The organism is Achromobacter deleyi, assembly GCF_016127315.1.
In the GTDB taxonomy this organism is placed as follows: domain Bacteria; phylum Pseudomonadota; class Gammaproteobacteria; order Burkholderiales; family Burkholderiaceae_B; genus Achromobacter; species Achromobacter insuavis_A.
On the sequence record NZ_CP065997.1, the window covers coordinates 1,567,123 to 1,594,041 of the forward strand.

Sequence of the window (26,919 nt, forward strand, 5' to 3'; positions counted from 1 at the left end):
ATGCACCAATCGGGCTCCCGTTCCTCCGGCCTCAGGCCGCGGCGCGTTGCGCCTGGTAGACCTGCAGATGGGTGTACGCCGTGCGCAGGCAGGTGGCATCCACGCCCAGCGTGCGGGCGCGCCGCACCATGTCGCCGACGATATGGTCGGCCTCGACCGGCAGGCCCTGGCGCAGGTCGCGGAACATCGAGGCGGTCATGGCCTGGGACGGATCGGTCAGGATCTTGAGTGCGGCGGCGTCGGCGTCGGGCCGCACGGCGTGGCCGCTGGCGGCGGCGACCGATTGCGATTCGCGCAGCAGGCCGCGCACGATGTCGGCGCCGTCGTCGGTGGAGGCGATCTGGCCGACCGTGCCGCGCATCAGGCAGGTGGCGGCGGCCAGCGTCGTCAGGAACACGTATTTTTCCCAGATGTCCTGGTGGATGTCCTCGCTCAGGCGGCTGACGTATTCGCCGCCGGCCAGGGCCTCGGCCAGCGCCACGCAGCGGGCGCTGCGGGCCGGGCCGGCGCGCTCGCCAAAGACGATGCTGGCGTGCTTGCCCAGGTGCACCACCTGGCCCTCGGGGCCGAGCGTGGCGTTGATCTGGCACAGGCCGCCCAGCACCCGGTGCGGCTCGAATTCGCGGTCCAGCACGTCGTACTGCAGCACGCCGTTCATGATGGGCAGCACCGCGGTGTCGGGGCCGACGGCGGGGCGGATGGCGTCGATGGCGCTCTGCAGGTCGTAGGCCTTGCAGCTGAGCACCACCACGTCGTAGAAGCCCTTCAGGGTGTCGGCGGTGGCCAGCTGCGGCTGCAGCGTGACGTCGCCGAACGGGCTTTCGATGCGCAGGCCCTGCTCGCGCAGGCGCGCGGCGCGGGCCTCGCGCACCAGGAACGTCACGTCGGCGCCCGCCTGGGCGGCGCGGCCGCCGAAATAGCCGCCGGTGCCGCCGGCGCCCAAGAACAACAACTTCATGCCTGTCTCCCTGGCCCGTCAGAGGCGCGGGCCGATGGAGCCATTATGCGCCCGTGGCCGCGCCGGGCGAGGGCCGAAACCGCGCGCGCGCCCATGGCCCGGACAGGCGCCGCGCGCCCCCGGCACGCCGTCAGGCCGGGTGCGCGTGCCGCGCCCAGGCCTCGTAGCCGCCGCGCAGCGCCCAGGTGTTGGGATAGCCGGCGGCGCGCAGGCGCGCGGCCAGCATCGCGGCCGAGACCTCGTTGGGGCAGGCGCAATAAACCACGATGTCGGCGGCCTCGGCGCCGGCCTCCAGGGCCGGCAGCGGCGCGCGCAGGTCGACGGCGATGGCGCCCGGGATGCGGTCGGCCTCGCGCAGCGCCTCGGGCCGCACGTCGAACACCAGCGCCTGGCGGCCGTCCTGGCGCCACTGCATCAGCTCGTCGACCGACAGCCGCGGAATCACGCGCAGGTTGCGCTTGAGGATCCAGCGCCGCAGGGCGCGCGCGATGATGTACAGCGCCAGCACCGCCGCCAGCAGGGCCAGCCCCATCGGGCCATAGGTGCCGAGCACGTCCAGCACGTCGTTGACGACGCCGTGGAACAGGCCGCCCAGCAGCAGGGCCGAACCGGCCCAGATCATGGCGCCCACCAGGTCGTAGGCCAGGAAGCGGCGGTACGGCGTGCCGGTCAGGCCCGCCATCACCGTGGACAGGGCGCCCGCGCCGGGCAGGAACTTGCACACCAGCAGGGCGCGCACGCCGATGCGCAGGTACAGCCGCTGGGTCTGGCGGATGCAGGAGTCCTGCGACAGCGACATCCTGCAGATCACGCCCAGCAGGCGCGCGCCGTAGCGCTGGCCGGCCGCGTACCAGAGCGAGTCGGCCAGCAGGCAGGCGAGGGTGGCCGCCAGCCACGGCGCCAGCCAGCCGGCCGAGCCGGCCAGGGCGCCGGCGGCGATCAGCATGGGATAGGCGGGCACGGGCAGGCCCGCCTGCTCGACCAGCACGTTGGCGAAGACGAGCCAGCCGCCGTACTGCTCGAGCAGCAATTGAATGTCTTGCATGGTGGGTTCCGGCTTGCCGCGCACGGGCGCGGCGCTATGCAGGGAATTTTAGGCGCACGGCCGCGCCGATGGCCGCTTGGCGATAGGCTTCCAGGGCCTTTCGGGCCCATTTCGGCCGCAACAGCCTGTTCCACGACGAAAAGTGTCCACGCACCGCGACGGTGCGCACCATCCTGGTGCCACGTTTCCCCGCCAGGGTGCCTATAATCCCGCCCGGCCATCAGGATTCCCCCGACTTGCCGCGGGAATGCCCCATGGCATACAACTTGCTTCGCCAGGACTGGCCGCGAACCCGCCCATTCGGATGGGGCGCGCCGCCCCGGCGCTCCCCCCATCCGATGACCGATCCCACGCCCTCGACCCAGCCCGCCCACGCGTGCCGCACCGCGACGCCCGGACATCGCCGCCATCCCTCCCATTCCCCATCCATCCTCGCGAAGGAGACTTGCGCATGAAATCCTTTTCCCTCCCGGCCGCCGGCGGCATCGCCCGCCGTGGCCTGCTGAAGCTGGCCGCGGCCGCCGCCGGCGCGCTGCTGCTGTCGGCCGGCGCCCAGGCCCAGGCGCCCGCCAAGACCAAGGTCGCCGCCATCTACACGGTGCCGGTCGAGCAGCAATGGGTGTCGCGCATCCACAAGGCGCTGATCGCCGCGCGCGACCGGGGTGAAATCGAATACACGTTCTCGGAAAACGTCACCAACGCCGACTACGAGCGCGTCATGCGCCAGTACGCCGAGCAGGGCAACAAGCTGGTGGTGGGCGAGGCCTTCGCGGTCGAAGCCGCCGCCCGCAAGGTGGCCAAGGACTACCCGCAGACCGCCTTCCTGATGGGTTCGTCGGGCAAGCCGCAGCAGCCCAACTTCTCGGTGTTCGACAACTACATCCAGGAACCGGCCTACCTGACCGGCATGATCGCCGCCGGCATGAGCAAGAGCGGCAAGATCGGCCTGGTGGGCGGCTACCCCATCCCCGAAGTGAACCGCCTGATGCAGGCCTTCATCGAGGGCGCCAAGGAAATCAACCCCAAGACCGAATTCACCGTGACCTTCATCGGCTCGTGGTTCGATCCCCCGAAGGCCAAGGAAGCCGCCTTCGCCATGATCGACAAAGGCGCGGACGTGCTGTACGCCGAGCGCTTCGGCGTGTCGGACGCCGCCAAGGAACGCGGCAAGCTGGCCATCGGCAACGTCATCGACACCCAGCCGCAATACCCCGAGACCGTGGTGGCCTCGGCCCTGTGGAGCATGGAGCCGACCATCGACGAGGCGCTCAAGCAGGTCAAGGGCGGCACCTTCAAGGCCGCCGACTTCGGCCAGTACTCGCTGATGAAGCACAAGGGTTCGTCGCTGGCGCCGCTGGGCACCTTCGAGAGCAAGATCCCGGCTGACCTGATCGCCAAGGTGCAGGCCAAGCAGAAGGCCATCCTGGACGGCAGCTTCAGCGTGCAGGTCAACGACAAAGAACCCAAGTCGTCGGCACGATGAATCAAGCGCCTCTCGCCCTGCGGCTGGCAGGGATCACCAAACGCTTCGGCAGCCTGACGGCCAATGACGATGTCTCGCTGACGCTGGCGCAAGGCGAAGTGCTGGCCCTGCTGGGCGAGAACGGCGCCGGCAAATCGACCCTGGTGTCGATCCTGTTCGGCCACTATGTGGCCGACGCCGGCAGTATCGAAGTCTTCGGCCAGCCGCTGCCCCCCGGCCGGCCCGACGCCGCGCTGGCGGCGGGCGTGGGCATGGTGCACCAGCACTTCACGCTGGCCGACAACCTGACCGTGCTGGACAACATCATGGTCGGCACCGAATCGCTGTGGAAGCTGGCCTCGGGCCGCGGCCAGGCGCGCCGCCGCCTGGTCGAGCTGGGCCAGCGCTTCGGCCTGGGCGTGGACCCGGATGCGCGCGTCGGCAGCCTGTCGGTGGGCGAGAAGCAGCGCGTCGAGATCCTCAAGGCGCTGTACCGCGGCGCCAAGGTGCTGATCCTGGACGAGCCCACCGCCGTCCTCACGCCGCAGGAAGTGCAGGACCTGTTCGCCACGCTGCGCGGCTTCGTCGACGAGGGCCTGGCCGTCATCTTCATTTCGCACAAGCTGGACGAAGTCATGGCCGTGTCGCGCCGCGTCGCGGTGCTGCGCCAGGGCAAGCTGGTGGCCGAGCGCGACACCGCCGCCACCACGCCGGCCGAACTGGCCGAGCTGATGGTCGGCCGCAAGGTCGCCATGCCGCACGCCGAAGCCATGGCGGCGGCTGGCCAGGCCGCGCCCGTGGTGACGCTGTCGCAGGTCACGGTGCGCGACCAGCGCGGCGGCGCGCCGCGCCTGGACAGCCTGGACCTGGTGGTGCACAAACACGAGATCGTCGCCATCGCCGGCGTCGCCGGCAACGGCCAGCAGGCGCTGGTGTCGGTGCTGACCGGCCTGCGCCAGCCGGCCGACGGCACCATCCGCCTGGGCCCCGAGCACGCGGCCGCGCCCACCACGCCGGCCGGCTGGACCGCCGCCCACGTCGGCCGCATTCCCGAGGACCGCCACGGCGAAGGCATGATCGGCGACAGCCCGCTATGGGAAAACGCCATCGTCGAAGACCTGAAGGACCCGCGCTTCTCGCGCTTCGGGCTGATCCGCGCCAAGGCCGGCCGCGCCTACGCGGCGGCGCTGGCCAAGCAGTTCGACGTGCGCGCCGCCTCGCTCGACGTGCGCACCCGCAGCCTGTCGGGCGGCAACATGCAGAAGCTGATCCTGGGCCGCACCCTGGCGCGCGAACCGCGCTTCATCGTCGCCGACCAGCCCACCTGGGGCCTGGACATCGGCGCGGTGGCCTACGTGCGCGAACAGTTGCTGGCCGCGCGCCGGCGCGGCGCCGGCATCCTGCTGGTGTCGGAAGACCTGGAAGAGATCTTCGCGCTGGCCGACCGCATCGCGGTGCTGTGCGGCGGCAAGCTGGTCGCCGACAAGCCGGTCGCGCAATGGACGCCCGCCAGCGTCGGCCTGGCCATGACGGGCACGCGCGCCTGACGCCGCGCCCCCTCTACTGAGCATTTCTCGAATGAAACTGATCCTGGAACGCCGCCCCGAGCCCAGCCGCGCCGCGCTGGCCCTGGCCCCGATCGCGGCCATCCTTTTCACCCTGGCGGTCTGCGCGCTGCTGGTGGCCTGGGCCGGCGCGCCGGTGGGCCGCACCTACGCGCTGCTGTTCGAAGGCGCCTTCGGCTCGAAATTCGCGCTGTCCGAAACCCTGACCCGCGCCACGCCGCTGATGCTGACCGGCCTGGCCTGTGCCGTGGCATTCCGCGCGCGCTTCTACAACATCGGCGCCGAGGGCCAGCTGTACCTGGGCGCGCTGGCCGCGGTGGCGGTGGGCGGCCTGCACGACGGCACCGGCTTCGACCTGCCGATGCCGGCGCTGTTCGGCGGCATGATGCTGGCGGCGGCGCTGGCCGGCGCCTTGCTGCTGCTGATCCCGGCCCTGCTCAAGACGCGCCTGGGCGTGGACGAGGTGGTGACCACGCTGCTGGGCAACTTCATCGTGCTGCTGTTCGTCTCGATGATGCTGGACGGCCCCATGAAGGACCCGATGGCGATGGGCTGGCCGCAGTCGGTCGCGCTCAATCCCGACCTGGAACTGGGCAAGCTGATCGAGCGCACCCGCGCCCACACCGGCCTGCTGTGGGCCGCCGGCCTGGCGCTGGGCCTGTGGCTGCTGAACCGCTACACGGTATTCGGCTTCCAGATGCGCGCGGTCGGCGCCAACGCGCACGCCTCGCGTTTCCTGGGCCTGCCGGTCAACCGCGTGATGCTGGGCACCGCCATGCTGTCGGGCGCGCTGGCCGGACTGGCCGGCGCCATCGAGGTGGCGGGCCGCACCGGCTACGTCACGCTCGATATGTCGCCGGGCTACGGCTACACCGGCGTGGTGGTGGCCATGCTGGCCGGCCTGCATCCGCTGGGCGTGATCCTGGCCAGCATCTTCGTGGCCGGCATGCTGGTCGGCGCGGACAGCATGAGCCGCGCCATCGCGGTGCCGAACTACATCGCCGACGTCATCGTCGCCACCTCGTTGCTCGCCATGCTGGTCGCGACGCTATTCGCGCAGTACCGCCTGCGCCGCAACCGGGCTTGAGGAGCACGCCATGGAATGGATGGACCTGTTGAGTTCCGCGGCCTTCTGGGTCGCGGTGTTGCGGCTGGCGACGCCGCTGATCCTGGGCACGCTGGGCGTGCTGCTGTGCGAGCGCGCCGGCGTGCTGAACCTGGGCATCGAAGGCATCATGGCCGCCGGCGCCTTCACCGGCTGGCTGGTGGTGTACCTGGGCGCGCCGCTGTACGTGGGCGTGCTGGCGGCCGCGCTGGCGGGCGCCGTGTTCGGCCTGCTGCACGCGGTGCTGACGGTGCCGCTGGGCCTGTCGCAGCACGTCTCGGGCCTGGGCGTGACGCTGCTGGCCACCAGCCTGAGCTACTTCGCCTACCGCGTCACGTTCCCCAGCGTGAACACGCCGCCCACCATCACGCCGTTCGCCGAGATGAAGTTCCTGGACGGCATTCCGCTGATCGGCCCGGTGCTGGCCGGGCAGACGCCGATGACGCTGCTGGCGCTGGCCGCGGTGCCGATCCTGGCGTGGGTGCTGAACCGCACTCCGGTGGGCCTGGCGATCCGCATGGTGGGCGAGAACCCCGCCGCCGCCGAGGGCCAGGGCCTGTCGGTCACCAGGCTGCGCATGGGCGCCATCGTCGCCGGCTCGGCGCTGATGGGCGTGGCCGGCAGCTTCCTGACGCTGGCGGCCTTCAATGCCTTTTTCTTCAACATGGTCAACGGCCGCGGCTGGGTCTGCGTGGCGCTGGTGGTGTTCGCCTCGTGGCGGCCCGGCAAGGCGCTGCTGGGCGCGTTGATCTTCGCCTTCTTCGACGCGCTGCAGCTGCGGCTGCAGCAGGGCGGGGCGGCGCTGCCGGGCCTGCCCGAGCTGCCCTATCAGGTCTACCTGATGCTGCCCTATATTCTGTCCATCCTGGCCCTGGTGGTGATGGCGCGCCGCGCCGCCTACCCGCAGGCCCTGATGAAGCCCTACCGCAAGGGCGAACGGTAATCCACAAGGTTTGACTATGCTCGATCTGATCCTCAAGAACTGCACGCTGCCCGACGGCCGCCAGCACATAGACATCGGCGTGGCCCAGGGCCGCATCGTCGCCCTGGAACCGGCGCTGAAGGCCGAAGCCGCGCAAACGGTGGATGCCGCCGGCCAGCTGGTGGCGCCGCCGTTCGTCGACGCCCACTTCCACATGGACTCGACGCTGTCGTTCGGCCTGCCGCGCGTGAACCAGTCGGGCACGCTGCTCGAAGGCATCGCGCTGTGGGGCGAACTGAAGCCGCTGCTGACGCAGGAAGCGCTGGTCGAGCGCGCGCTGGCCTATTGCGACTGGGCGGTGGCGCGCGGCCTGCTGGCGATCCGCTCGCACGTCGACGTGTGCGACCCGCGCCTGCTGGCGGTGGAAGCGCTGCTGCACGTGCGCGAGCAGGTCAAGCCGTACCTGGACCTGCAACTGGTGGCCTTTCCGCAGGATGGCGTGCTGCGCGCGCCGGGAGCGCTCGACAACCTGAAGCGCGCGCTGGACATGGGCGTGGACGTGGTCGGCGGCATTCCGCACTTCGAGCGCACCATGCAGGACGGCGCCGAGTCGGTGCGCATCCTGTGCGAACTGGCGGCCGAGCGCGGCCTGCGCGTGGACATGCACTGCGACGAAAGCGACGACCCGCTGTCGCGCCACATCGAGACGCTGGCCTATCACACGCAGCGCCTGGGCCTGCAGGGCCGCGTCACGGGCTCGCACCTGACCTCGATGCACTCGATGGACAACTACTACGTGTCCAAGCTGCTCCCGCTGATGCGCGAGGCCGGCGTGTCGGCCATCGCCAACCCGCTCATCAACATCACGCTGCAGGGCCGCCACGACACCTATCCGAAGCGCCGCGGCATGACCCGCGTGCCCGAGCTGCTGGCGGCCGGCGTGCCGGTGGCGTTCGGCCACGACTGCGTGATGGACCCGTGGTACAGCCTGGGTTCCGGCGACATGCTGGAAGTGGCGCACATGGGCCTGCACGTGGCCCAGATGACCGGCCAGGACGCCATGCGCGCCTGTTTCCAGGCCGTCACGGCCACGCCGGCCAAGATCCTGGGCCTGGACGAGACCGGCCTGGAAGTCGGCAAGCGCGCCGATATGGTGCTGCTGCAGGCGCGCGACCCGGTCGAGGCGCTGCGCCTGCGCGCCACGCGCCTGATGGTGCTGCGCGCGGGGCAGGTGGTGGCGACCACGCCGCCGGCTACGGCGACGTTGAACCTGCCGGGGCGGCCGGGGCAGGTGAGTTTTCAGACGCGCGAGTGAGCGGGGGCTGGTCGGCGCAGTCTGACTCAAGCTGACCGGCCGCCGCGAAACCCGGGGAGGTTCATTTCGCACCAATGGCTCAATAGAAGCCATCTCGTGAAACTCCCGTAAAAGCCTTTAACTCCTGCAACTCGCTAACCTCCATACCCATATCCTCCGCAAACACTGCGAGCTGCTCTTTGATTTTCATTGGAATGGCTATATCGAACTCCACCAATTGCGTGCAGAGTAGTTCCAAAGCTATTCCTGCCTCCCCATGCACAAGAAGCTCTCTGACATTTCCTTCTGTATCGGGGGCAAGATATTCCGAAATCTCGTCCAGAACCGCCTGCATTCTTTTTTCCAATTCAATCATTAGTCACTCCGCTTCTTAGTCTGGCATCTCGACACCCACAAATCCCAACGCATCAAAGTGTCGTTCACATTGAACCCCACGCCTCGACTAGGGAAAGTCTGAACAAGTTCATCGGTCTGAGGCAGAATTTGATCTGTTGAAGGTGTTCGATCCGATCCGAGGTTGTCGATGAGCCAGTTGAGTTTTTCCGATGCCGAGTACGCGGGCAAGCGCAAGCAGACGCGGCGCGAGAAGTTTCTGTCGGAGATGGAGCGGGCAATCCCTTGGAAGGTATTCGCCGAACTGGTCGAGCCGCACTATCTGAAGTCCGGCAATGGTCGCAGGCCGTATGCGCTGGAGACGATGTTGCGCATCCACTTCATGCAGCAATGGTTCTCGCTGAGCGACCCGGCGATGGAAGAGGCGCTGTACGACATCGCCTCGATGCGTCGTTTCGCCAAGCTGTCGTTGAGCCGGGGCAGCATTCGAGACGAGACGACGATCCTGAATTTTCGGCATCTGCTGGAGAAGCACGAGTTGGCGGCCGACGCGCTGGAGGCGGTGAATTTGCTGCTGCAAGACCAGGGCCTGCAGGTGCGCCGGGGTACGATGGTGGATGCCAGCATCATTGAGGCGCCGAGTTCGACCAAGAATGCCAGCGGCACGCGCGATCCCGAGATGCACCAGACCAAGAAGGGCAACACGTGGCACTTCGGGATGAAGGCGCATATCGGGGTGGACCTGCACAGCGGGCTGGTGCATACGGTGGTGGGCACGGCGGCCAACGTCAACGACGTGACACAGGCGCATGCGCTGCTGCATGGCCAGGAGGAACTGGTGCTTGGTGATGCGGGCTACCAGGGCGTGCACAAGCGCGCAGAGAACCTGGGGCGCGAGGTGCAGTGGCACATCGCCATGCGTCCGGGTGATCGGCGCAGGCTGGGCCAAGGCAAGCAGGACCGAATGCAAGAGACGTACGAGCGCTGTAAGGCGGGCTTGCGGCACGGGTCGAGCATCCCTTCAGGGTGATCAAGCGTCAGTTCGGTTATACGAAGGTGCGTTACCGTGGCTTGTTCAAAAATACGGCGCAGTTGAAGATGCTGTTTGCCCTGTCGAACATCTGGCTGGCGCGTCGGCATTTGATGGCTGCGGCAGGATAGGTACGCCTGGAATCGGCCGACAGCGCCCAAAAGGCGCTTGTATCGGGCGGAAAAGCCCAAATCCGGGCCTGACGTTCCCGTTTTTATCCATTTTGAGCAGGCTGAGCGACCTGCGCGCGTCTCGCGGATTTCGGCCTCGGCTTGTTCAGACTTTCCCTAGAACTATAGTTTCTTCAACAACCCCCACAAATCGCTTAGTGCGACCCGTTGAAGTACAACCTCATAAGAGCTGGTCATAGATAGATTCTCAATAAATAAAGCCTTTGAAATTTCCGCCCATATTCAGTCGGATACCACGACCATCAGGCAGGCGCTTCTCCATATTTTCCTACTTAGCGGGCTGATCAGAATATCTCCCGTAAGCTCATGAACCGGCCTATAAAGCACGTTCAACCTTGATAGCCCCACATTCAATAGGATCGAACCCTGCCGGCCAGATTGTTAGGTCATCGTAAAGCGCATCGGTAAAATTCGCTTTATCGATTCGGTCTGCTCTCAAGTTAGCTCCACATAGATTTGCTTTAAAAAAGTTGGCAGCGCCAACATCAGCATTCTCTAAATTGGCGGCAGAGAGATTAGCTTTAGAGAAATCTGCGGAGACAGCCACTGCTCCCGACATGGCCACCCCCTCCATATTTGCACCAATAAGAACAGCATTCATTAACGCCGCGTTATTCATCACTGATTTAAATAAAACCGAATTTATAAAAGACGCGTTTCTCAGATTCGATGCAGTAAAATCAGCTCGCGCAAGATCTAATTCATCAAAAATTGCACGATGAAGCTCTAGGCTTTTCAAATTCGAACCGCTAAGAGTCTCGACAGGCAAAGCTAATACCTCACCTGTCTCAAAATAGATGTTTATCATTGGTTCCCCCAATCCTTAACATCAGATACGGGCCTAGTTTGGCTAGCTTTACGCGAAGATAGAAGCCCAGGAGCAATCTCCGGATTCCTTCCCAATATTTTCCAAACTACGTCCAGAACGCCTCCCCGTCAGAGCCTATCCATACAACTCCAGCAGGGGCCTCTGTGATAAACCAAAGCCCAAAACCATCAAGATCGTCTTCAGCGAGCTCTTTAGGCCACGCCTCCCTTAGCACATTTAATTGGTCTTCAACAGAACCAACGAGAAAATTACCATCATGAGCAAGTCTTAGATTGCCCTCCATCATCAAACGCTCCATCAGAGCGAAGAACCGTTTGACTCGGCATGCGTAATTAACAGATGAATCGCGAAGCTCAACCGTCATATGTTGCCATATGGCCCCCATTGAAAGTCCAAACGCATTTTCGCAACACCGAATTATAGATAGCATCAATCATTTAGATTTTATCTCCACCTTTCTTCCGCCATTAATGGACTTATCCACAACATCTATCGTCCAAGACGCTCCCGTTTGCGGCGAAGATGTAGAGAAATTTCGAAAAATTATTTGAGCCCCACTACCACTTTTTGCTTTGTATAAGGTCCCTTTTTCAGGAACCGCCTGCGCTAAAGGCATACTCTCGATCCCAGCTAGTTGCCTAAATTAGTCATCACATCGGATTTGCTAGCGCCCATATAAACTGGCACCCCCTTACTAACCCGTCCGTATTGGACTTAGCCCGAAGAAAGTGAACGGCTAAATGTCATCATTCAAAGAACCAGAAGCGTTGCCAGTAAAATACCTTGTATCCAAATCTGTGGCTGGCTCCAGCCCACCATAAAATTTTGATACGGCGAATTTGTTTGATAAACCATCGCAATACTCCTTCATGCCAAGCAAGATACGATCAACGTCAAAAAAAGGCGTTTCATCAAAAGACAATTCAACGTCTATGTCATCCTGATATTTGAGCACTCTCAGCAAAACCAATGGCAAGCTTATTTCCGGCGTGACGTTAAATTCGTGAAGCTGTCCCAACAGACATATATTCCCACCATAAGCAACAACAGAATCAACCAGATTCTTATTAATTATCTGCAAATCTAATCCTCTGACATCTTCAGAAACCGACAGGCCAGAGAGTGACTTAGAGCTTTTCTCTAGTGTCTTCAACACCCCCCACAAATCGCTTGGTGCGACCTGCTGAAGTACAACCTCATAAGAGCTGTTCATAGATCGATTCTCAATCAACAAAGCCTTTGAAAGTTCCGTCCATATTCAGTCGGATACCACGGCCATCAGGCAGGCGTTTCTCCATAAAGCTAAGCCCTCTATCTGTCGTCACTGGCTTGAACTCTCCTGGAGCTCGAGTAATTTCACGCAGGTGCTTCATTGCCTGATCGTTCCATGTACCCATCGAGCCAGTTGTCTTTCCCCAGATTTCCGGGTTCCTACCGGCATGCTTAGAAAGTGCGTGACCGATCACAGTACTGCCTTTGTATGGAACTTGAGCAGATTCAAGTATTGTCCTGATTTCACCAAAAGACGCTGCCCCTTGTTCGGCGTTCAAGGCTGCAGGCTTCAGCTCATCAACGACCGACCGTACTCGCCGTCCTCCAACCGATCCTATCCCCTTCATAGCGACATCAGCCACTGCCGGCAACACCGCCAGCACTCCCGCCTTCAGTCCCTGGCTTCGCATCGCCTCCAGATCCTGCACCTCCTGCGGCGTCAGATAGCCACTGGCCGACAACGCTTCCTTGGACAGCGCGCCCAGCCATGATCCCTGGCCCTCGCGCTCGCGCGCCTGCTCGGCGGCAAGCGCCCGCGACTCCAGGTTCGTGTAGTACTGCGTGCGTGCCTGCAGCAGATTGTTGGCGGCCACGGCCGCTTCCGTGCGGTTCAGACTATTGGCCTGTACCTCCAAGGCAGTGATGTCGGCGCGCAGGACTTGCGCCACCGCCGCGCAGCCTTCCGGGTTCTCAAGGCAAGCACGTTCCGCCCCGTTGTTGCGGTTCACGCTGATGCCATTGAGCCGGTCCACTTCCTTGTGGGCTTGCTCGCAAACGTCCCCGGCGCAACCCTTCAATGTCTGCCGCGCCGCAAGGTACGACTTCATTTCATCAGGCTTGAGATAGTTGTTTTCCGTCTCATTGATCGCCGCGAAGACTGCCTCCGCGCCCGAGACGCCTGACGCTTCCGCAATCCCCGCCACCAGCGAGCCGATCAGGTTGCGACGAACGTCCTTCTCTTCCGGGGTCATCTTCGAGGCATCGCCCGCCAGCAGCGCATTCAGCACCACCCCTGAGCCCGCGCCCAGCGCGCCCGCGCCGCAATCGCCGCCTTTGCCCGCCGCGCCCGCGCAGCCCACAATCGCGTGCATGGCGGCGCGAGCCGTCTCCGCCGTGGGGCCTTCGCCCAACGCCGAGACGATTTCCTTCACGTCGGATGCCGCCAATCCTTGCAGATAATTGACTGCCGTCGTCTGGATCGCGTCGCTGGCCGCGCCGGTCACATTGCCGCTTACGGCCCCCAAGATCGCGCTCAGCCAGCGGCGGCTTTCGCCACCCGGCCCCCACGTCTTCGCATCCTCAAAAGCTTGCTTTAATTGATCTCGACGCGGTCCCTCGGGCTCATTCTTCAGCGCATCTTCCAGCGCCTTCGCTTCCCTGGCCCGAGTCTCCAGGAACTGCCCGGCCTGCCGCTGAGCCTCCGACGCAATCTCGAGCCCTGCCTCGATCTTCTCCTTGTCGAAGATCGGCTGGAGCGCATTCAACGTATCCGCGGTGTCCCGGTTCAACGCCGCGATCGTCTGGACCGCCGTCATCCCCGTCAGGCCCTGCTGCGCGGCCTCGTCGCGGATCACGACGCTGCCGCCGCTGATCGCGCTGCGCGTGGTCGAGCTGGCATTGCCGGAAGCGCCTACGACGACAGGCAGGCCTGCCGACGCCCCGCTCTTGTCGCCCGTGTCCCTCGCCTTTTCAGCGCCGCCCGCCGCCTGGCCGTTGGCGTTCGCGGCTATGTCCGCTTTGCCTGCGTCGCCTTTCTTGGGTGCGCCCCCGCCGTCACCTCCCCAGCTATATCCCCCGCTCAGGGCAATCTGATCGGCCTTGTACCGGGCCGTATTCTTCACATCCCGAACATCCAGCGTGCCCGTGCCGAGCACGTTTCGTCCCTCGAGCGTCGCGCGCTCGCTGCTGGAGATCACCCCGCCGATCAACGTCGTGTTTAGCGCGGCATCCAACTGGAACCCGCCATCACCGGCCCTCAGGCCGGCCTGTTCGCTGGCGGATCTGAAATCGCTGTTCATCCGGCCTTGCGCGACGTTGCCCGATACCGAACTCTTGCAGTAGCCATACACGCAGATGTTGGCTTTGACGCCGATGCTCTGCTGCTTGGAATCGTAGGTGCTGACGTCCTGCAGGGTCTCCAGGCGCAGGTCCTTGCCTGCCGACGCAATGATCCGGTCGGCTCGTGCAGTGGCGCCGATCAAGGCGGTGTCAGTGCCGGATCGCAGCGCGAGCACATCGCCTGCGCTCACGTCGGCATAGGCCCAACTCGTATCCTTGCCATAGGCATGGCCGCGAGCGCCGCTGGCGCCGATGTTGACCATGACGCCGGCGCCATTTTCGCTGTCGGCCGATACGCCGATGCCCACGCTTGCGCTGGAACTCTTGTTCTTCGTGCTCTGCTCGTAGGTGTTTTGCGCGGCCCGCAGAAGGATGCTTCCGTCGGCCTCAAGCACGGCATTGCCGCCCGCCGACAGACGTGATCCCGTGACCGTAATGTCCGAATCGGGCCCAGCGTCCCTGGCCACGAGCGTGAGATCCTTGCCGGCGGCCACCGTCGATCCCGCCGCCGATGCGGACGCGCGGTCCGTGGCGCTCTGGCTCTTGCTGGCGCCCAGGTCGATACTCAGGCTGACGCCGCCGGCGCTTTTGGGATCCGCCATCACCGAGTCATAGGCATTGAGCGCGGCAATGCCCGTGGTCGCCAGCGCCAGGCCCTGCATGACCTTGTTGTCGGTCTTGCCAGCGGCCTGGTTCATCCTGCCCGCGGTCTGCATCGCATCGACCACGGGTGTCCTGGCGTTGATGCTGAAGCCGGACTGCTTGACCTCGTGGAATTCCTTGTCGCGCGTGGTGTCGAGCGCCGCGGCGATACTGACGTCGCGCCCGCGCATTGCGACGTCGCCCTGGCGGGCCAGCACGTTACTGCCGACCACGTTCAGCGACCGGCCGACGTCGATATGCGTATCGCCCTGTACGCTGCCGACCGTGCTGGCGGTATGCCACACCTGATTGCCATTGAGTGTGTCGGTCTGGTGGCGCGTGCCGTAGCTCAAACCGCCCATCGCGCCAAAGCCCGACTTCTTGTCATGTTCGTACTGGCGGATGTCGGCGCTGTTCGCGCCGGCGGCAATCTTCACGTCGCGTGCGCCCGAGACCGCCAGATCATGCTGCGCGCCCAGGTTCGAGCCCGTGACCGCCACGTCCCGGCCAGCCGTCAGCATTGCGGTGTCGCCGGTGAAGGTGGCGGCCTGTGCCCGTTCCGTCGTGATGGCGTTGACCATGTGATTGGACCGGCTGGACAGGAAGCCGCGCTGCTTGCTGTAGGACTCGATGTAGGAGTACTGCGTTTGCACGCCTGCCGTCGCGTTGATGTCGCGCCCGGCGCCTATCGCCAGATGCTTGGCCGCGGTGACGTCGGCCGCGCGCGCGTTGATGTCCTGGCCCGCCATCATGGTCAGGTTGCCGCCGGCGGCGACCATCGCGCCAATCTCACGGCTGGTGTTCAGTTCATAGCGGTTGCGCGGATCGCGCTCGATGCGTTCGCCCTTGCGCTCGGCCAAGGTGGCCATGTTCACGTCGCGGCCGGCTCGCAGGCCCGCGTCGTTCCTGGCCGTGATTTGCGCCGTGGTCAGGCTCAGGTCGCGCCCCGCCCGCGCATCCAGGCCGCCCGCGTCGATCCGCGCAATGCCCGTCAGGTAGGTGCCCCAGGTATTGCTGGCGCGTTCGGAGGCCGAGGCCGAGGTCAGCGCGATGTCGCGTCCGGCGCTCAGGCCGACCTTGTCGCCCTTGATCAGCGACACCAGGTTGGTCAGGTCTTCGCGCGCGGCCAGGTCGATGCTGCGCGCCTGGAGGCTGCCGCCGGCCTGGTTGACGATGTTGCCGGCGCGGACCACCGTGGCTTCGCGCGCCGCGACGGTGCCACTGTTTACGAATGCGTCCTCGACGGCAATGTCGACGTCACGCCCGGCGATCAACGTGCCATCACCCTTCAGGTCATCCCCCCTGACCAGAAGATAGACCTGCGGCACCAGCACCGATTGCACGCTGCCATCGGCCAGGGTCGCCGGCTGCTCGATCAGCCACACCAGATCGGTGGTCAGCAACCGCTGCTGGGCCTCGGTCAGTCTCGCGCCCAGCTTGATGCCATGCGCCTGCGCGAACTGGGCGCCGGCCGCGAGAAGCGCCTTGTATTGCGCGTCCTGATTGCTGTAGTTCTCCAGGAAACGCTGGCCACTGGTGGCAAGGATCTGGTCGGATACCCCCGTTTGCTCATGGAATCCGTCGCCCAGGCGCCGAGGCTGGCCCGATGGCGTGAGAAACTTGGCTCCCGGCGGGATCAAGTCGTCCCAGCCGCCCAGGCGTGTCCCCCTCACGGTGTCTCCCGCGGCGACCGGGATGCCAGGTGCGCCCGGCGCGACCTGGCCATCGGCGCCGGTAGCGACGTTGGGGCGAGCGGGGGCTGATTCCGAGGCGGGACCGCCGGCCGGGTGGCCGCCATCGCCCGCAACCTCGCCGGCCGATGTCCCAGGCAGCGCGCCGGGCTGTCGCAGCAGATCGAGCAGGTAGTCGCTGGATACGTGGGAGCGCCCCGCCGTGAAGCGCGGATCGGTTGTCACGAGGAAGGGCGCCTGCGGCTGCCTGTTGACGACAAAGAGCTGGTTGTCGGGAATGCCGGCAGGATGGGAGACGCTGCGGATAGCCGTGCCGTCGGGCAGATCGACGTCGAGGCCCCGCACCGGCTCCGGCGCGCCGATGGCGGTCGCGTCAGGCGCGGCGCCCGACAGCGTCACCGCGGCGCCGCCCGTCGCGGTGGCGACCGGCACCTCAATGGCTTCGGCGGCCAACGTGCTGGTGTAGGGGCTGCTGCTTTCCCAGCGCGTGGATTTGCGCGCGTGACGCTGCTTCTCGAAGCTCAGGGTCATGACGCCTTCGCGCGTCACGGTCCGCGTGCCGCTGGCCCCGATGTTGTCGATGGCGGGTCCGACCACGGACAGCGCGCCACCGGCGGCAATCCGGCTCTTGTCGTTGGTGACCGACCCGGTCAGCGTCATCGCGGCGCCGGACAGGATCTGGCCGGGATCCGACGACACCGTCCGGGTCTCGACGACCGTTTCGTTGACGCGGTAGTACGTGAACGCGTGCTGCCAGCGGCGCTGCACGTCACGGTTGAAGGCCTTGATGCCCGCGTCGAGTTCGAGGTGCCGCGCCTTGTAGTCGGCATAAGCTTGCTCATAGGCGCTGCGGCGCGCGGCATAGGCCTCGCAATCCGCGGATTTTCCGCGACGGCATCCCCCCGGTTCCGTTTCGTTCCATTGCGGCATCGGACCGGCGGGCGGGGTGACCCCGAATACCGACCAGATCCGCGCATCCGGGGCATAGCGGAAGGTCTCTTTCCAGATCGGGCAGTCATACCCGGCCATGCCCGCGCAGACCGGACGCGGCGGGACGTATGTCGGCGCGATCGGCCAGGTCGTCGCTGTCGGATCCTGGCCCCAGTCGCCGTACCAGTTCGGCACGCCGTAGTCGAAGGGCGGCCCATAGCGCGCGGCCGGGTATTTCTCGCTGGGTGGCAATAGCAGCAGCCAGTTCTGCTTGCCCACGCCCTGCGCAGGATTCTGCGAGCAGATTCCCCGGTACTCATGGCAGACCCAGAAAAACTCGCTGCCGTCCATCAACGGCCCGAACTCCTGACGGTCCTGATTGACCTGCCGAAAATAGAACTTCGGCTCGGACGAAACCTGTTCAGTCCGGCTCACATAGCCCGGGTTCAAGTTTTCGATCCGCGCCGCGGCGATCCTGGCTTGGCCTGCCGCCTCGATCGTCGCCGCGCTGTTGCGCACCAGCGTGGCCTGGCCCGTGGCGGTTCCCGCCGCGTCCAGCGCCCCGCCCATTCGCAGATCCGCCGCCGAGTAGATCAGGGCACCTTGCTCGTTGACGAGCGAACCGGCGCCCAGATCCATGTCCGCTCGCGAGGCGATCACCGCCGGCCCCTTGGTTCCGACCGTATTGACCAGTGTGCCGGCGGTGATCGATACCTGGTCGCCGTAGATGCGGCCCAGGTTATCCACAGAACCGGCCGCGATGCGGGTTGTCTTGCCATCGATAAGGCCCGCATTGATCAGGCCGTTGCTGACATCGATCGTGTTGGCATGGCCCGCTACCCATTCCCCCGTCTCATGATTCACGAACGACTCGGCGCGGATACCGAGGTCGCGGCCAGCGCCGAGGCGCGCCCGGTTATCAAGCGCGCCGCCCAGCGTCAGTTTCAAGTCGCGGCCCGCGGTGATATCACCTTCCTGGTTCAGCGAACCCGCGTAGTCAAGCGACAGATCACCGCCCGAACGCAGCGCCCCCAGGTCTTGCCAGGTCTTGACGCGCACGCTCAGGTTCTGGCCAGCCACCAGTTCGCCTTGCCCATTTTTCAGGACGTCGGTCTCTATGCTGGCATCGCCTTGCGAGGCAATCCTGCCCGCGGTGTTGTCAAGGTCCGCGGCCGACAGCGCAAGCGTTCCGTCCGCGTGGATCAGGCCGTTGCGGTTGTCGATCGCGCCCGCCGTGGCGATGGCCAGATCCCCGCCGGCGAGCGTGCCGTCGCGGTTATCGATGCTTGCGGCATCCACGCTGGCCTGACCGGCGGCGGCGAGCGTGCCGTGGGTGTTGTCCAGGCTTTCACTCAGCTTGACGCGGGCCTCGCCCTCGGCGGTAAGCGTGCCGTTTTGGTTGCGCAGGTGAACCGCCGACAGCCCTAGCGCCCCGGCGTGCAGGGCGGCGCCCGTCGTGTCGATGTCGCCCGTGGATGCCAGCGTCATCTTTTCCACCGCCGACAGCGCGCCTCCGTCCATCTGCAATCCGTTGGCGGACAAGGTCATATCCTTGCCTGCCAGGCTGACACCGGGATGCTGGATCGTGTCGGCGGTCGCCTCCAGGCTGCCTGGCAGGCTCAATCCGCCATCGGCGTCGACACCGGCCACAAGGCGGCCGGCGTTGTGCAGCAGGCCCGACGCGCGAACGCGCAGATCGCCGGCGGCGAGCACCGAACCGGTATTGCTCAATGCGGTGTTGGCGCTCAGGTCTGCCCGCGCCCCCGCGACGGCGAAACCCGCATGGGTCAATGCGTCGCCGGCCGCCAACGCCAGGCCGGCGCCCGATTGCAGGCGGCCACCCGGCGCAATCCGCAGGTCGCGAAGGGCGGTGGCCGAGAGGGTGCCGTGTCGAGTGGCGAGCACCCCATCGAGCAAGGCATCGAGACCGGCCTGCAATGACTGATCCTGAACGGCGCTGCTGGTGCCTGACATCTGCAATACGCCGCCCGCGGACAGCATGAGCGAGCCACCCGCCTCTTGGCGCGATGCCGCGCCCAGGATGGCATCGCCGCGCGCAGCGGCCAGAGACAGATCGCCCTGCAAGGCCGCTACCGTTCCCTCTACCGACAGGCGCTCGCCCGCGCTCAGCGATTGCGTACGCCCAGCCACCGCGCGGCCCGCGATCACCATCGAACGGTCGGCCACGCCAGCCACGCTGTCGCCCGCCTGGATCAAGCCCTTGTCGCCCACCGCGAGGTCGCGCCCGGTCAACGTCAAGCCCGCATCGCTGGCCGCCAAGCCGTCCACGCGCGCGTCGCGCGCCGCGGCCAGCGTCATATGCCCGACCGAGGCCAGCGTCCCCGCGATGGCCATGTCGCGGCTCGCGCCCATGCTCAACCTGGCGGCCGCCCGCAGATGCGCGCCTTGCCCGACCCGCAGATCGCCCAGGTCCTTGCCCGCCGTGACGTTCAACAGACCGTTGGCGGCCGTGGTACCGTTCAGCACCGCATCCGACATGGCCGACAGTCGAATGTCGCTTTCACCCTGGATCACGCCGTCGGCGAGCAGCGCGCCGCCCGCTCGCGCGGTCAGCCATCCGCCCGCCGTCATCGCACTGGATGCGGTCAGCCTCAAATCGCCGCCGCTGGCCGTCGTCAACGCGCTCTCGGGTACCAGCAGGCTGCCGTCGAGGAGCAGTTCGCCGTCCGTGCGCAGATGGGTCACGCCCCCGGCGATGACGCTGCCGGCCAGCGCCGCCGAGCCGGCCTTCGCGCTCAATGCGCCGTCGGCCTGCGTCTGCGCGCTGGAGGCATTGACAAGCCTGCCACCCGCATCCAGGCGCATGTCGCCGGCGGCGAAACTCTGGCCTTGCAGGGTCAGGTTCCCGCTGGCCTGCAATGCCAGATCGGCGAGCGATGACAACACTCCCGCGCTGGCCAACCATCCGCCGGCGAGCGCCTTCAATGGGCCGCCCGCCAGGGCGCGACCGTTCGCGCCCAATGTCAGGTCCTGGCCGGCATTCATGGCCAACGCGCCTCGCGCCGATGCGATCAAGCCCTGCACATCCAGCGCCCCGCCCGCATCCACTGCCGTGCCGCCATTGCCCCGCAGTTCGCCCGCGACGGCGACTTCGCCGTCCGCGCGCAAATTTGCCAGACTCGCCGATTCCAGACGGCCCGCCTCGCCAATCCGCGCGTCGCCCCGGGCGGACAGATCCAGCTTGCCATCGGCAACGATCCCGCCGTCGGCGCTCAGGTCATGGGAAGCGGCGAGATTGATGTCCGCAAAGGACACCAGCTTGCCATCCTGGCGCAGGTCGCCACCGGCGCGCGCGTCCACGCCCTGGCCTTGCAGGCGGCTGCCCGCCTCCAATCGCGCGTTCTGGCCGGCGCGCAGCGCCATTTCACCTTCGCTGCGCGCGCTAGCGCCGCGCAGCAGGGCAAGATCGCCGCCGGCCACCATGCCCAACGAGGTCGCGGCGTGCAGCTTGCCGCCAACCCGCGCATCGCGCATCGCCTGCACGGACAATTCATCCAACGACCTCAACTCGCCATCGATCACCAGGTTCGCACCCGCCGTGACCCGCATGCGATCCCTTGAAACCATGCGGCCCGTCACGCCGATGGACAGCTCGTCTCCCGCCACGGTCAGCAACCCGCCTTCGACTGTCATGACGAGGCCGTCGACGGACAGGCGGTGCGTGGCATCCAGCGCGATGCCGCGATTGGTGCGCAAAGCGCCCGCCCATGCCGCGTCCTGCCCGGCCGTGATCGTTGCGCCGCCGTTCGCCTCCCAAGTCCCACTGGCGTCGGCGAGCAGGCTCCGCTTGGCCCGCAGGTCGAGATTGCCCGAGGCGGCGGCCCCGCCATACAGCCGCAGATCGCGGGCAGACAGGAGCGCGATATCGCCTCGCGCGACCATTTCGCCGCGTGCATCCACATCGCTGCCCGCCCGCGCGATGATGTCACCCCCTTGCACGCGGCTCGCGGCGCCTTGCGTCAAGGTCTGGCCCGCGGTCATGGATACGGCGCCGCCATAGGCGAACGCAACACCATCGACCCGCAGGTCGCGGCCGGATGACGAGGTCAGGTCGGCATTGGTTTGTGCGAGACCGGCCAGCGACAGATCGCTCGCCGCATCCATGCGCGCCTTGCCCGATGCCTCCACCCGCCCGCCGGCGCCAACCGATAGATGACGCCCGGCGTCCAGATCCAACGATCCACCGGCACTGAGCGAACCGTCCACGCGCGTATCGCGTGTCGCCCGCGCCTGGACATCGGCCGCGGACACCAATGCGCCGCCCAATGCGAGGTCGCGGCCCGCAGTGGCCCACACCTGCTTGCCTTGCAGCTTGCCCGCCGAACCCTGCGCCAGATCGTTGCCGCTTGTCAGGCTCAACGCCGCGTCGGTCAGGACGGCCCCGCCCAAGGATGCATCCCGGCCGGCTCGTAGCGTGACGTTGCCGGTCGACTGCAATTGCGTGCCGGCCTCCAGGGTCAAGTTACCGTCGGCCTGGGTCAGCAGCGTGCCCGACGCGTACACCTGTTGCGGCAGCACCAGGTCGCGTCCCGCTTGCAGCGTGACGTAGTCCTTTGCGGACACCACGCCGGCCACCAGGGATACGCCGCCGCGCGAGTCGGCCGGCGCGTCGGACGGCTTGCCCAACTGCGCATCCGCCTGCGCTGCGGCACCGGCACCGGCACCGCTATCGGTGGTTACGCCCTGGGCGGGTGGCGGCACGGCCGCCTGACGGGCCACCGTCAGGTTGCGGCCAGATTGCACGCGCGCATCCTGGCCCGACGTCAGCAGGCTTCCCGATAGCGAAAGGTCCCTGCCGGTGGTCACACGCAAGGCGCCCTGTGTACGCAGGCTGCCTTGTGCGCCCACTGTTGCGTCGCCGCCCGCGTCCATATCCAGCGCCGCGCCCGCGCCGACCGCGCCCGGCACCGCGACATTACGTGCGGCGATGAGCGCAACCGCGCCTGTCGCCTGCGCCGCGCCCTGCACAGCCAGGTCGCCGCCACTCTCCACGCGCAGATCGCCCGCTGCCTGCACGGTGGCGCGTGGCGCGATGCGAACATCGCCGGCGGCATTGACCCGCAGGTCGCCCGTCAAGGCCATCAGATTGCCGCCAATGTTCACCCCCACACCGGCTTCGGTGCCAATCAGGCGGATGCTGTTGGCGTACATGCCGCCCAGCGCGGCCGTGTCCAGCGTTACGCCGGGTGCGGGGCCATCACCTGCCTGCGCCGATACGGCGCCCGTGCCGTAGTCGACCCGCGACGCTCCGGCCGTCACGTTCAACCGGTTCGCCCAGACCTGCGCGTTGATCTCCAGCGTGCGCGCGATCAGGTCCACCTGGCTCAGGTTCATGCCGTTCAGGCCTTGCCCCTCGATGCCAAGCCGGCCTGCCGCCACGTCAAAGCCGATGCCGCCGTCCGGCCCGACGCGAGGTCTGCCAGTGGTCAGCGTGGCCCGGTCGGCATTCAGGAAGCCGCAGCCATTGCAGGTGATGCCCGCCGGGTTGGCGACGATGACGTTGGCCCGATTGCCGGCCACTTCCAGCGTACCGAGCAGTTGCGACGGATTCGGCGCGGTGACCTGGTTGAGGATCGTGCCCGCGCGCTGATTGCCCAGCATTGGATTGCCGGTCACCTGGCCGGCCAATTGCGTCTGGCTGGCGCCGCCGCTGTTGTTGAGCACCGCGCCGGACGGGCCGACGTTGAATTGCGTGTAGCGGTTGTTCGAGACCCCGCCAGCCGAAGGCGGCGCGATGTTGATGACGGGCACGCCGTTGCTCACCCCCACGGAAGGCTTGGCGCCCGGCACGCTCCTGTCCACCGAGATCGGCAGGGTCTGCGCCAGCACCGGCGACCAGGCCTGCGTGAAGACCACGGACCACACGATCAGGGAGCGGAGCTTGGACATCATTCGTACTCGGTTGAACCAAGGATGGGGGCTGGCTTTGCGAGCGTCTCGGCCACGCAAGGCGGCGGGGTCAGAACTCGAACATCAGCGTCACCGCGTACAGGGCGGAAGCGGTTTTCAACGATTCAGGTTTTTGCAGCGGCCAGCCGGCGGCAAGGTCGTAGCTGGCGTTGATCGCATTGGCTGCACCGGGCAGGGCGATGCGGCCGCGCAGGCCGATCACCGCGCCGGCCAGCGTGCGGCCGGACAGCCACGCCGCGGATGGTCCGCCCACGCGGCCCACGTCCAGGCCTGCATACATCTGTTGGCCAGGCACGCGCAGCAGCTCGTCCAGGATCAGCGACAGGTCATTGCGCAGGGTCCATCCGTCTTCGGCAGCCAGGGTCATCTGGCCGTCGAAGCCGCGCACCGCGTAGCGGTTGCCGATGGTGAAGTAGTCGGCGGGCACGACCGGCGTGCGGGCGTGCTGGATCTGCCAGTTGGCCTGGTAGGCCAATTGCTGCCCCGCCACCTTGAAGGGCAGGTACAGGCCGGCGTTGGCCGTCAGGATGGTGCTGCGGCCATTCCATTCCGGGTCGCCGTAGACGTAGCCGGGCTGGTCCGAGAACTGCGGCAGCGTGCCGCGCACCCCGCCGCCGATGTCCAGCACGAGCTGGTCGATGTAGTGGCGGTGGCCGTAGCTGAATTCGTAGCCGACCACGTCGCGCCGCTGCACCTCGATGTCGATGTCGTTGAGCGTGCTGCTGGCGCGCTTGCGCAGGAACTTCAGCATGGCGGTGCCCTTGTAGCTGGCGCCGCGGTAGGGCACCACCGACACGCCCGCCTCCAGCTGCTTGCTGGTGCCGCCATAGACGATGGGCTCATCGAAGCCGGCCACGGTCTGGCGGTAGCGCGACTTGCTGGCGCCGGCGAACAGGGTCCAGTAGCCGAACGGGATGCTGTAGTTGATGGAGGCGGCGCGCGAGCCGGCGTCGCCGTTGCGCAGGTCGGCGTTGCTGTTCCAGGAGACCGACAACTGGTCGTACAGGAACAGCGGCGAATCGAGCGTGAGGCCGGCGTTGACCTGGTTCTTGCCGGTGGACTCCATGCCGGCGTTGTCGCCGCCCACGTAGGCGTGCCAGCGCTTGCCAGTGCCGGGCTTGATGATGATGTCCGAGTCGCCCAGTTCGGGGCCGGGCGCCACGTCGATGGAGGCGTCGGCCTGGCCGGCCAGCCGGCGGATGTTCTCCAGCGCCTGATCCAGGTCGCGCTGGTTGACGTCGCCGCCGGGCCAGGTGGGCAGCGCGGTGCGCCACCAGCCGGGCGCGCCCTCGCTCTTGACGCCGGAGATACGTCCCGGCACATAACGCAGGGTCAGCGTGCCGGCGGCCAGCGATTGCTCCGGCACCAATACGCGGGCGGTGATCAGGCCACGGTCGATCAGGCGCGCCATCAGGTGCTCTTGCAGGACGCGCAGCCCTTGGCCGCCCACGCATTGGCCCAGCGCCGCCTCGCTGTCGCGGCGCAGCGCGACGGGTGGCGGTGAGCTGTCCCAGACCACCTTGTGCAGCGTGAAGCAGGGGGACTCGACCGGAAACACCAGCGGCCCTGCGCCCGCGGCGGGCGCCGACAGTACGTCCGGCCGCTCGGCGGCGCGAGCGCGCTGGGCGTCCAGCTCCTGCTCCTGACGGCGTTGGATGTCGTTGGCGCGCGTGGCGGCCTCCGCGGGCAGGGCTTGCGCGGCCAGCAATGGCGGGAAAGCCAACGCGGCGGTGACCCCAAGACACAGCGTCAGGCGGGCGCCGTTGCGCGCGGCGGCCCGCCTGCCACGCCGCCATCCGCGCCGCGAACCATGAGGGTCGCGGCAAGAGGCCTCGACATTGCGGATGAAAACCTGACCAGCTGGCACGCTACGAATTCCCGGAGGCCGTACTCGCCGGCCAATCCAAAACACTTCCTTGTCAACGCGCCGATTATCAACAGCGAGGAAGCGTAAAACCGGGAAAATGCATCGCGGGATAACGAAATAAGGCGTGTCCGAGGCGCGACGCCGCCTTCACCCGCCGCTGTCCGGGCAGCGACGGGGTGCCACTGCAAGGATCCGGCATCACGCCGCCGGATCGTCCGGGCCGATCAGGCTTCCGAGGTCGGCCCGCCAACGTATCCCGGCCGTTTCGCGGCCGTGACGATGATCTCCACCAGCAGATCGGGCGAGGCCAGCCTGGCCTCGCACGTCGCGCGCGTCGGCAGCGCGTTGGCCGGGGCCCACTCGGCCCATACCGCGTTCATGCCGGCGAAATCTCGTTCGATGTCCTTGAGCCAGATCTGCACCGACAGCAGGCGCGTCTTGTCAGTGTCGGCCTGCTTCAGGTAGCCGTCGATCTTGGCCAGCACGTCGCGCGTCTGCGCGGTGATGCCGCCCTCGGCCGACGAGGTCACGCCCGCCACGTACACGGTGTGGCCGTGCATCACGATGCGGCTGAGGCGCTCGTTGGAATCCTTGCGCACGATATCAGTCATGGGTGCTGCTCCTTGGTGGTGGAGGCCGGCGCGCCCGCGGCGCCGGTGAAACGATCAATGGCGAACGGCGCGATCGGCAGATCGGTCGCGCCGGTGGTGATCAGATCGGCCATGATACGGCCGACGATCGGGCCCAGTTCGAAGCCGTGGGCCGAGAAGCCGAAGGCATGGAAGGCGCTGTCGTAGCGCTGGCTGCGGCCGATCACCGGGATCTCGTCGGGCATGGCGGCCTCGATGCCGGCCCAGCCGCGATTCACGATCGCCTGCCGCATGTGTGGAAACAGGTCGCAGACGGTGCGCGCGCCCTCGGCCAGCGAATGGAAGTCCAGTTCGGTCCATTCCGCGTCGCGGTCGACCCAGGCGCGGCGGCCGCCGCCGATCAGTACGGTGCCGTTGGCGCGCTGCTTGAACGACAGCGGCCGGCCGGTGCCTAGCACCACCGCATCCAGGAAATGGTCCATGCGCAGCGTCACCAGCATCATCGGGCTGATGGCGGTCAGCGGCACCGGCTCGCCCCATTCCGCGGCGATGCGGTCGGCCCACGCGCCGGCGCAGTTGAGCACCTGTGGCGCGGTGTAGGCGCCGGCGTCGGTCTCGATCCGCCACTGTCCCTGCTCATGCGCGGTGCGCAGCACCCGCACGCCTTCCAGGAAGCGCGCGCCCAGGCTGGCGGCCTTGCGGCGGAACGCCAGCGTGGTGCGGTAGGGGTCGGCGGCCGCGTCCTCGCGCGCGATCAGGCCGCCCTGCACCGTGGGCGCCAGCGCGGGAATCATCGCCAGCAACGCATCGCGGTCGATCCATTGCTCATGCGTGTAGCCATGCTGTTGCATGGTGGCCAGGCGCGCGCGCAATGTCGCCACGTCGGCCTCGTTCTCGGCCACGCGCACCTGCCCGTGCTGCTCGAAGCCGCAGTCGTCATCGACCAGTTCGCCGATGCGATACCAGAGCTCGCGCGAGGCCAGCGCCAGCGGCACTTCGGCCAGGTGCCGCGCCAGCGTGCGCACGCCGCCGGCGTTCACGCCCGAGGCATGGCGGCCGACGTAGTTCTTCTCGATCACCAGCGCCGGCACGCCGGCGCGCGCCAGGTGCAGCGCCGCCGAACTGCCGTGCAGGCCGCCGCCGATGATGATGACGGCGGCCGAGCGGGAAGCGTCCGTCATGG

General features: G+C 66.6%; 16 protein-coding genes. 6 read left to right on the plus strand and 10 right to left on the minus strand.

Annotated features, from left to right (window positions below):
- Positions 1-31: 31 nt before the first annotated feature.
- Entirely contained in the window at positions 32-958 is a 927-nt protein-coding gene (gene panE / locus I6I07_RS07025) for a 2-dehydropantoate 2-reductase (RefSeq protein ID WP_198486125.1), read from the minus strand.
- A gap of 130 nt (positions 959-1,088) precedes the next feature.
- A complete protein-coding gene (locus I6I07_RS07030) occupies positions 1,089-2,003 on the minus strand; it encodes a VTT domain-containing protein (RefSeq protein ID WP_198486126.1) in 915 nt (304 codons plus the stop codon).
- A gap of 451 nt (positions 2,004-2,454) precedes the next feature.
- Between I6I07_RS07030 and I6I07_RS07035 the strand changes: the two genes are divergently transcribed.
- Genes I6I07_RS07035 through I6I07_RS07055 form a run of 5 tightly spaced genes read left to right on the plus strand, consistent with a single transcriptional unit; the run spans position 2,455 to position 8,372 of the window.
- Positions 2,455-3,486 carry a BMP family protein gene (locus I6I07_RS07035; protein WP_198486127.1) on the plus strand — a complete coding sequence of 344 codons (1,032 nt, stop codon included), beginning with the start codon at positions 2,455-2,457 and terminating at the stop codon, positions 3,484-3,486.
- On the plus strand, positions 3,483-5,012 hold the full coding sequence (locus I6I07_RS07040; protein WP_198486128.1) for an ABC transporter ATP-binding protein: 1,530 nt from the start codon (positions 3,483-3,485) through the stop codon (positions 5,010-5,012). Before I6I07_RS07035 ends, I6I07_RS07040 begins: the two co-directional genes overlap by 4 nt.
- Before the next feature lie 31 nt (positions 5,013-5,043).
- A complete protein-coding gene (locus I6I07_RS07045; RefSeq protein ID WP_198486129.1) occupies positions 5,044-6,117 on the plus strand; it encodes an ABC transporter permease in 1,074 nt (357 codons plus the stop codon).
- A 10-nt stretch (positions 6,118-6,127) separates the two neighbouring features.
- Positions 6,128-7,078 (plus strand): ABC transporter permease, encoded by a 951-nt coding sequence (locus I6I07_RS07050; protein WP_006389489.1) that lies wholly within the window; start codon positions 6,128-6,130, stop codon positions 7,076-7,078.
- Between the two features lie 16 nt (positions 7,079-7,094).
- Positions 7,095-8,372 (plus strand): amidohydrolase family protein, encoded by a 1,278-nt coding sequence (locus I6I07_RS07055; RefSeq protein WP_198486130.1) that lies wholly within the window; start codon positions 7,095-7,097, stop codon positions 8,370-8,372.
- A 79-nt stretch (positions 8,373-8,451) separates the two neighbouring features.
- Here I6I07_RS07055 and I6I07_RS07060 read toward each other — a convergent pair whose 3' ends face one another.
- The gene (locus I6I07_RS07060) at positions 8,452-8,727 is read right to left on the minus strand and encodes a MafI family immunity protein (RefSeq protein WP_198486131.1); all 276 of its coding nucleotides are present in this window, start codon (positions 8,725-8,727) and stop codon (positions 8,452-8,454) included.
- A 168-nt stretch (positions 8,728-8,895) separates the two neighbouring features.
- Here I6I07_RS07060 and I6I07_RS07065 point away from each other — a divergent pair.
- Positions 8,896-9,866 (plus strand): IS5 family transposase gene (locus I6I07_RS07065; protein ID WP_232625937.1). Its coding sequence is split into 2 segments (ribosomal slippage): positions 8,896-9,709 and positions 9,709-9,866, totalling 972 coding nucleotides; the frame shifts between segments, so codons are not numbered across the junction.
- Positions 9,867-10,242: 376 nt separating this feature from the next.
- Here the strand turns inward: I6I07_RS07065 and I6I07_RS07070 are convergent.
- The 7 genes from I6I07_RS07070 to I6I07_RS07100 all read right to left on the minus strand — a co-directional run bounded on the left by I6I07_RS07070 (position 10,243) and on the right by I6I07_RS07100 (position 26,917).
- A complete protein-coding gene (locus I6I07_RS07070; protein ID WP_198486132.1) occupies positions 10,243-10,734 on the minus strand; it encodes a pentapeptide repeat-containing protein in 492 nt (163 codons plus the stop codon).
- Positions 10,735-10,840: 106 nt separating this feature from the next.
- Positions 10,841-11,185: a DUF596 domain-containing protein gene (locus tag I6I07_RS31890; protein ID WP_420094582.1), complete on the minus strand. Its 345-nt coding sequence runs from the start codon at positions 11,183-11,185 to the stop codon at positions 10,841-10,843.
- 306 nt (positions 11,186-11,491) lie between these two features.
- Positions 11,492-11,968: a hypothetical protein gene (locus I6I07_RS07080; protein WP_198486134.1), complete on the minus strand. Its 477-nt coding sequence runs from the start codon at positions 11,966-11,968 to the stop codon at positions 11,492-11,494.
- A 10-nt stretch (positions 11,969-11,978) separates the two neighbouring features.
- Positions 11,979-23,261 carry a hemagglutinin repeat-containing protein gene (locus I6I07_RS07085; protein ID WP_198486135.1) on the minus strand — a complete coding sequence of 3,761 codons (11,283 nt, stop codon included), beginning with the start codon at positions 23,259-23,261 and terminating at the stop codon, positions 11,979-11,981.
- Between the two features lie 67 nt (positions 23,262-23,328).
- Complete coding sequence (locus I6I07_RS07090) at positions 23,329-24,987, minus strand: ShlB/FhaC/HecB family hemolysin secretion/activation protein (RefSeq protein WP_232625938.1); 1,659 nt, start codon at positions 24,985-24,987, stop codon at positions 23,329-23,331.
- A 383-nt stretch (positions 24,988-25,370) separates the two neighbouring features.
- Positions 25,371-25,757, minus strand: coding sequence for a RidA family protein (locus tag I6I07_RS07095; RefSeq protein ID WP_198486136.1), 387 nt, complete (start codon positions 25,755-25,757; stop codon positions 25,371-25,373).
- Complete coding sequence (locus I6I07_RS07100; RefSeq protein WP_198486137.1) at positions 25,754-26,917, minus strand: NAD(P)/FAD-dependent oxidoreductase; 1,164 nt, start codon at positions 26,915-26,917, stop codon at positions 25,754-25,756. Before I6I07_RS07100 ends, I6I07_RS07095 begins: the two co-directional genes overlap by 4 nt.
- Positions 26,918-26,919: the final 2 nt, after the last annotated feature.

What these genes read in the sequence shown, in the direction of transcription:
- panE (WP_198486125.1), bottom strand. Translation starts at nt 958, where the DNA reads ATGAAGTTGTTGTTCTTGGGCGCCGGCGGCACCGGCGGCTATTTCGGC.
- I6I07_RS07030 (WP_198486126.1), bottom strand. Translation starts at nt 2,003, where the DNA reads ATGCAAGACATTCAATTGCTGCTCGAGCAGTACGGCGGCTGGCTCGTC.
- I6I07_RS07035 (WP_198486127.1), top strand. Translation starts at nt 2,455, where the DNA reads ATGAAATCCTTTTCCCTCCCGGCCGCCGGCGGCATCGCCCGCCGTGGC.
- I6I07_RS07040 (WP_198486128.1), top strand. Translation starts at nt 3,483, where the DNA reads ATGAATCAAGCGCCTCTCGCCCTGCGGCTGGCAGGGATCACCAAACGC.
- I6I07_RS07045 (WP_198486129.1), top strand. Translation starts at nt 5,044, where the DNA reads ATGAAACTGATCCTGGAACGCCGCCCCGAGCCCAGCCGCGCCGCGCTG.
- I6I07_RS07050 (WP_006389489.1), top strand. Translation starts at nt 6,128, where the DNA reads ATGGAATGGATGGACCTGTTGAGTTCCGCGGCCTTCTGGGTCGCGGTG.
- I6I07_RS07055 (WP_198486130.1), top strand. Translation starts at nt 7,095, where the DNA reads ATGCTCGATCTGATCCTCAAGAACTGCACGCTGCCCGACGGCCGCCAG.
- I6I07_RS07060 (WP_198486131.1), bottom strand. Translation starts at nt 8,727, where the DNA reads ATGATTGAATTGGAAAAAAGAATGCAGGCGGTTCTGGACGAGATTTCG.
- I6I07_RS07070 (WP_198486132.1), bottom strand. Translation starts at nt 10,734, where the DNA reads ATGATAAACATCTATTTTGAGACAGGTGAGGTATTAGCTTTGCCTGTC.
- I6I07_RS31890 (WP_420094582.1), bottom strand. Translation starts at nt 11,185, where the DNA reads ATGCTATCTATAATTCGGTGTTGCGAAAATGCGTTTGGACTTTCAATG.
- I6I07_RS07080 (WP_198486134.1), bottom strand. Translation starts at nt 11,968, where the DNA reads ATGAACAGCTCTTATGAGGTTGTACTTCAGCAGGTCGCACCAAGCGAT.
- I6I07_RS07085 (WP_198486135.1), bottom strand. Translation starts at nt 23,261, where the DNA reads ATGATGTCCAAGCTCCGCTCCCTGATCGTGTGGTCCGTGGTCTTCACG.
- I6I07_RS07095 (WP_198486136.1), bottom strand. Translation starts at nt 25,757, where the DNA reads ATGACTGATATCGTGCGCAAGGATTCCAACGAGCGCCTCAGCCGCATC.
- I6I07_RS07100 (WP_198486137.1), bottom strand. Translation starts at nt 26,917, where the DNA reads ATGACGGACGCTTCCCGCTCGGCCGCCGTCATCATCATCGGCGGCGGC.